Origin of the sequence: Actinomyces sp. HMSC075C01, from assembly GCF_001812965.1 — a bacterium.
GTDB lineage: Bacteria > Actinomycetota > Actinomycetes > Actinomycetales > Actinomycetaceae > Actinomyces > Actinomyces acetigenes.
In genome coordinates this window covers 22,957-29,618 of the sequence record NZ_KV810997.1, presented here as the reverse complement: position 1 = coordinate 29,618, position 6,662 = coordinate 22,957, and the positions used below count along the sequence as shown (strand labels likewise).

The 6,662-nt window shown below is 69.8% G+C and carries 5 protein-coding genes; all 5 read left to right on the top strand.

Annotation, left to right across the window (positions count from 1 at the left end):
• Nucleotides 1-487: glutamine amidotransferase-related protein (locus HMPREF2883_RS07495; RefSeq protein ID WP_070660662.1), on the top strand; the 487-nt coding region annotated here is incomplete at its 5' end.
• A 114-nt stretch (nt 488-601) separates the two neighbouring features.
• Nucleotides 602-1,666, top strand: coding sequence for an anthranilate phosphoribosyltransferase (gene trpD / locus HMPREF2883_RS07490; protein WP_070660484.1), 1,065 nt, complete (start codon nt 602-604; stop codon nt 1,664-1,666).
• A 9-nt stretch (nt 1,667-1,675) separates the two neighbouring features.
• A complete protein-coding gene (gene trpB, locus HMPREF2883_RS07485) occupies nt 1,676-3,925 on the top strand; it encodes a tryptophan synthase subunit beta (RefSeq protein WP_070660481.1) in 2,250 nt (749 codons plus the stop codon).
• Nucleotide 3,926: 1 nt separating this feature from the next.
• Nucleotides 3,927-4,802: a tryptophan synthase subunit alpha gene (trpA, locus tag HMPREF2883_RS07480; RefSeq protein WP_070660478.1), complete on the top strand. Its 876-nt coding sequence runs from the start codon at nt 3,927-3,929 to the stop codon at nt 4,800-4,802.
• Nucleotides 4,803-5,007: 205 nt separating this feature from the next.
• A complete protein-coding gene (locus HMPREF2883_RS07475) occupies nt 5,008-6,543 on the top strand; it encodes a hypothetical protein (protein WP_083313560.1) in 1,536 nt (511 codons plus the stop codon).
• Nucleotides 6,544-6,662 lie beyond the last annotated feature (119 nt).

The window sequence follows — 6,662 nt, the reverse complement described above, 5'->3', positions numbered from 1 at the left end:
AGGGCGGCGCCCGGTCCTGTGCCTGTCCCCGGGGCCGGGCTATCCGGCGACGTCGGGCTGCCTCATGGAGCTCATCGCCACCGCCCTGGATGAGGCGATTCCCACGTTGGGCATCTGCCTGGGGTTCCAGGCCCTGGTCGAGGCCTGCGGCGGGCGGGTCGCCCCGGTCGGCCCGGTCCACGGCCGCTCCGACCGCCTCGAGGTCACTGAGGCGGGGCGCGCGGACGAGGCTTTCGCGGTGCTCGACGGCGGTCCCCTGGATGTGGCCCGCTACCACTCCCTGGGCACGCGCACACTACCCGAGGCACTCGTCAGTCTGGCCCGGACCACCCAGACGGATGAGGACGCAAGCGGAGGCATCGTCATGGCGGCCCGGCACCGGTCGCTGCCCGCAGTCGGGCTGCAGTTCCACCCCGAGTCGATCCTCACCCCGCAGGGCCCGGCCCTGCTCAAGGCCGTCACCGCCGGCCTGGCCCGGACACCCTGAGCCACACCTGCGCCCCGTCGGCCCGCACATACCGACGTCGGAGCCACCGTTCGGGCAGAATCACCCCCGGGCGCTCGACCAGCCTCAACCACTCGCATAAGGAGCTACAGACCGATGAGTCAGACCAACAGCGCGGCCCCGGCCGCTGCGCAAGAGGCGCACGAGCTGCTGCGAGAGGTGGTGCAGGGACGGCGCCTGAGCCGCGAGCAGGCCTCGACGGTCTTCGCGGCCCTGGGCGCCGGCGACCTGTCCGAGGTGGAGACGGCGGCGCTGCTGGCGGCGCTGCACGCCCGCGGCGAGGAGCCCCAGGAGGTCGCGGGAGCCGCGAGCGCCTTTCGTCAGGTGGCCCGGGACTTCCCGTCGGTGTCCTTCCCGCTGGTGGACGTCGTGGGCACCGGGGGCGACGGCGTGGGCACGATCAACATCTCCACGGGGGCGGGCCTGGTGGCCGCCTCGATGGGGGTCGCGGTGGCCAAGCACGGCAACCGGGCCGTGTCCTCCAAGACGGGGGCGGCCGATGTCATCGCCGAGCTGGGGCTGCCGCTGGACGTGGAGCCGGCCACGGCGGTCGAGCTGTTGGCCCGTGACCACTTCACCTTCCTGTTCGCCCAGGCCTACCACCCGGCGATGCGGCACGTGGCGCCGGTGCGCAAGGCGCTGGCCACGCCCACGATCTTCAATGTCCTGGGGCCGCTGGTAAACCCGGCCCACCTGACCTTCCAGCTCATGGGCGTGTGGGACCCGGGCATGCTGGACATGATCGCTGAGGCCATGGTCCAGCTGGGGCGCGAGCGCGCGCTCGTGGTCCACGGCTCGGGCCTGGACGAGATCGCCGTCCACGGGCCGACCCTCGTGCGTGAGGCGACGCCCGACGGGGTCAGGGCCTATGAGATCACGCCCGAGGATCTGGGGGTGCCCGCCTACGAGCTGGCCGACCTGCTGGGTGGGGAGCCGGCCGACAACGCCCGCCTGCTGCGCGAGGCCGTCTCGGGTGAGGGGCGGCCCGCCCACCGTGACGCCATCGCCGTCAATGCCGGAGCCCTGCTGTACCTCACCGGCCGGGCCGACAGCCTCGCCGACGGCACGGCGGCGGCCCTGGAGCAGATCCTTTCCGGCGGCGTGGCCCGCCACCTGGAGTCCATGACCAAAGCCAGTGACCTCACCACCGAGACGGCCTGAGGAGGAGCCGTGACCACCCCAGACACCGCCCCCGTCCCCGCCGCGTCACCCGATGGCGCAGGCCCTGGCGAGCGCGCCCACCGTGAGCCGGTCGAGGCGCGCCTCATCGCCACGGGCACCGTCCTGGACTCGATCGTCCAGGCGCGCCGCGAGCGCATTGATGAGCTGCGCGCCCGTTTCGGGCACCTGAGAGCCGAGGACCTGGAGCGCTCGCAGCGCTCCTTCGCGGCGGCCCTGCGTACCCGCAGCGGCCAGGGGCTCAGCCCGCAGCCGGCTCTCATCATGGAGTGCAAGGCGGCCTCGCCCTCACGCGGCACCATCTGCTCCGACTACGACCCGGCCGCGTTGGCCGCCCAGTACGCGCCTTACGCGGCCGCGGTCTCGGTGCTCACCGAGCCCGACCGCTTCAACGGCTCCTTCGACGACCTGGCGGCCGTGCGCGAGGTGGTGGACGTCCCCGTCCTGTGCAAGGACTTCATCGTCGATGAGGTCCAGGTGCTGGCGGCCCGCAGCCTGGGGGCGGATGCGGTCCTGCTCATGCTCTCGGTGGTGCCCGACGACGTCTACCGCGAGCTGGCCGACCTGGCCCACAGCCTGGGCATGGAGGTGCTCACGGAGGTCTCGACCCCACAGGAGATGCACCGCGCCTCGGTTCTGGGGGCGGAGGTCATCGGCATCAACAACCGTGATCTGCGCACCTTGGAGACGGACCTGGCGCGCACTGAGGAGCTCGCCCCACTGGCCCCGGCCGGGGCTGTCCTCGTGGGTGAGTCGGGGGTCGGTGCTCCCGACGACGTGCGGCGTCTGTCGGGCCTGGTGGACGCCCTCCTGGTGGGTTCGTCCCTGTCCGGGGCCGCCCGGGAGCTGGCCACCGCGGTGCCGCTGCCGCAGGGGGAGGGTGCGTCGTCGTCGCCCCTGGACCGGGACGGCCAGGAGACGGGGCACCATCCGCGCCTGCCGGCCTTCTTCGGTCCCTACGGGGGCCAGTTCGTACCCGAGCTGCTCATCCCGGCACTGGACCAGCTCGAGGACGCCTTCATCGATGCCCAGGCCGATCCGACCTTTGCCGCCGAGCTGGAGACGCTCATGACCCGCTACCTGGGGCGTCCCACGGCTGTCACCGAGCTGCGCAACCTGCCGTTGGAGGGCAACGCGCGCATCCTGCTCAAGCGAGAGGACTTGGTTCATGGAGGCGCCCACAAGGGCAACCAGGTTCTGGGACAGGCCCTCCTGGCCAAGCGGATGGGTAAGCGGCGCATCATCGCCGAGACCGGCGCCGGCCAGCACGGGACGGCCACGGCCATGGTCTGCGCCCTGCTGGGCCTGGACTGCACCATCTATATGGGGGCCACCGATGTCGTGCGTCAGGCGCCCAATGTCGAGCGCATGGAGCTCATGGGCGCCACCGTGGTCCCGGTGGACAGTGGCGCGGGCACGCTCAAGGACGCGGTCAACGAGGCGCTGCGCGACTGGACGGCCTCCTTCGCCGACACCCACTACCTGCTGGGCACGGCCGCGGGCCCGCACCCCTTCCCCACGATCGTGCGCGAGTACCACCGGGTCATCTCCCGGGAGGCTCGCGCCCAGGTCCTGGGGCTGACGGGGCGGCTTCCGGACTCGGTCATCGCCTGCGTGGGGGGTGGCTCCAACGCGATCGGCATGTTCGCCGAGTTCATCAACGACCCCGGGGTCGAGCTCGTCGGGGTCGAGCCGGCCGGTGAGGGGCTGGACACGCCCCGCCACGGCGCCCCTATCAACAAGGGGCTGGTGGGGATCCTCCACGGTGCGCGCAGCTACCTCATGCGCACCTCGGAGGGGCAGGTCGAGGAGTCCTTCTCGGTCTCGGCGGGCCTGGACTACCCGGGCGTGGGGCCCGAGCACGCCTGGTTGTCGGACACCGGCCGGGCCCGCTACGTGGGCATCAGTGACGACGAGGCGATCGAGGCCTTCCGGCTGCTGTCGCGCCACGAGGGGATCATCCCGGCCATGGAGTCCGCCCACGCCTTGGCTCAGGCCCTGGCGATGGCCCGGGTGGTGCCCGACGGCGAGGAGCCCCCGATCCTGCTGGTGTGCCTGTCGGGCCGTGGGGACAAGGATCTCGACCAGGTGCAGGCGAGGCTGGGGGGCTCCTTCTCCACTGACGGCGCCGTGGCCAGGGCCTCGCGCATGGTGGAGCAGATGGGCAAGCGCACCGAGTACGCGGGCCTGAACGCCGCCAAGGGCGCCAGCCTGAACGCAGGCTTGGGTGAGGAGTTCTGAGATGAGTCGTTATCCTGCAATGTTCGCCGCCCTCAAGGAGCGCGGTGAGGGCGCCTTCGTCCCCTTCGTCATGGTCGGTGACCCCGATGCGGACACCAGCGAGGCCGTCATCGAGGCGCTCATCGCCGGTGGGGCCGACGCGCTGGAGCTGGGTGTGCCCTTCACCGACCCGGTCGCTGACGGTCCCACGATCCAGAAGGCGCATGTGCGGGCCCTGGCCGCGGGTGTGGGATTCCAGGACTGCCTGGAGGTGGTTCAGCGGGTGCGCCGGCGCCACCCGTGGCTGCCTATCGGCATGCTCATCTACGGCAACGTGCCCTTCGCGATGGGCCTGGAGCGCTTTTACGCCGAGTGCGCGCAGGCCGGCATCGACTCGGTGCTGCTTCCCGACATCCCGATCCGCGAGTCGGCAGCCTTCAGCCGGGCCGCCCAGGAGGCCGGTGTCGACGCCGTCTACATCGCCCCGCCGTCGGCTGCGGCCGAGACCTTGGACGCGGTGGCGGCGGCCTCGCGCGGCTACGTCTACGCCGTCTCCCGGGTGGGGGTGACCGGCACCGAGCGGGCCTCCTCCACCGTGGGCCTGGCCGAGTCGGTGGAGCGTCTGCGGGCCGACGCCGCTGCACCGGTGATGCTGGGCTTCGGCATCTCCACGCCCGAGCAGGTCACCGAGGCCATCGCAGCCGGCGCTGACGGCGCCATCAGTGGATCGGCCACGGTCAAGATCGTGGAGCGCTATGCCCCCGAGATCGTGGCGGCGACCTCCGCCAGCAACGGCGCAGGCGGTCATGAGGAGCGTCGCCACTATGCGCTCGGGGCGCTGCGCAGTGACCTGGTCACTTTCACCGCCACGATGAAGGAGGCCACGCGCCCGCGCTGATGGGCGGGGTCTGGCAGACGAGTCACGAAGAACAACGACAAAGGTCGGTTGTGCCGAAAGCTGGGTGCGATCGACCTTTGTCTATTCCTTTCATGAAGGCCGGGGAAGCGCGGCAGAAGAAGCACTTCGCCATTTCCATAGCGCTGTGTTCAGAGATATATTAAAGGACCGGTCGGCGTCCCTTCCGATCATTTCAGTGAAAGGCATGCTCATGCACGTCCCATCTCTCCCATCCACTCGTCCGTGGCGGCGCCTCCTGGGTGTCGCCATGGCTCTTCCCCTGCTCACCGTCGGCGCCGTCGCCGCTCCGGTGAGCGCAGCCGTCCCAACCGCCGCCCCGGACACAGGAATCACCGTGGAGGGGCGCTATCATCCCGCCGGCGCCGGCTGCCACGGCTCCGACAGTGCCGAGGGCTGTCTGAGCTGGGGGGTGCGCGTCCCCTCGACCGTCGCCCCGAACTCATCGACCACCGTCACCATTGAGGCCGACTCCGTGCCGGGTCAGTGGACCTGGTCCTGTCCCTCTCCGGACGGCGACAGGGTGGCCGGAACCAGCACCTTCTACATCGACAGGGGCAAGGACGAGCCCGTATCGAAGCTGGCCGACTCCGGCCTGGGTTTCTTCGACCACCTGTACTACAACCAGCACGGGGACAGCGCCGGCTCGGTCACAGCTGTTTCCTGCACTCCTGAGCACCTGAGTCTAACCTACGAGGTCGACTTCGACTCCGCCCGGGACCAGAGCTCTTATCTCGACCTGGACCTGGGGACCACGGTGGTGGCTCCCGGCGCGGACGCGCGCAGCTACACCTTCAGCCCGAAGATCACGACCTCCACGGGCAACCTGGTTCTCACGCCCACCGCGACGGCCCAGAAGCCCGCTGCCAGCGAGGCTCACGCCACCGTGTCCACCAAGGAGGTCGCGGTCGACGGCGCCGCCAAGGACACCGCCCGCTTCACCATGACAGCAAGGAACGACTCCACCACGCCCCTGTCGGACTTCACCATCTCCGCCGTCAGGTCCAGGGGGCAGGCCCAGGTAGGTGCTCTGACCTGCGACCTGACGGCTTTCGGCGGCAAGGTCGTCTCCGCCACGGGACCGGCCGAGAACCTCACGGTCTCCAGCGGAGCGGCGAAGGTCCCTCAGGGCAAGGAGATCACCTGCCAGGTGGACCTGACCGGCATCACGGGACGCAACACGGTCAAGGCCGCACTGACCACCGGCAAGCAGTCCTTCTCCAGCGACTACACCAAGGACCGGCCCATCAGCGAGGTGAAGGTCCAGCCTACTGATCGCGAAGTTGAGGCCGCCCCCACCGGCACCTACGAGGTTGAGGTCGGCTACTCCGTCACCTTCACCAACACCACCGACGCCGTAGGACAGACCTCCAATATCGTCCTGCACCCCCCGGTCCCGGCCGGCTTCAGCTTCATGTACGTGCTTGACAGTGGCGTCCCGTGGTGGATCAGCCCGGACGACTACGCGCTCCAGGACGATGGCTCTATACCCCTATCCACGAGCGACACCCTGTACGCCCACTCGTCAACCACGATGACCTTCACCGCCTTCTACGAGGTCAAGGCCGAGGCGGTCACCGAGGACACCTGGAAGTCCCTGGGCACCTGCGACCCCAAGGACCCCTCCAAGGGGCTGACCACCCGGATCGACGTCGTCGGCAGCGACGGGGTTGAGCCCGGCACCTACTGGGCCTGCACCGCCGTGACGCGCACGAAGAACTGAGCACGAGCTCAGGTCGATCAGCCCGACTTGATGAAGGTCGGATAGGTGAGTACCTCACCTATCCGACCTTCATATGACTTTCTCCCACAACGGGAATCCAAAACTCCATTCACCTCACC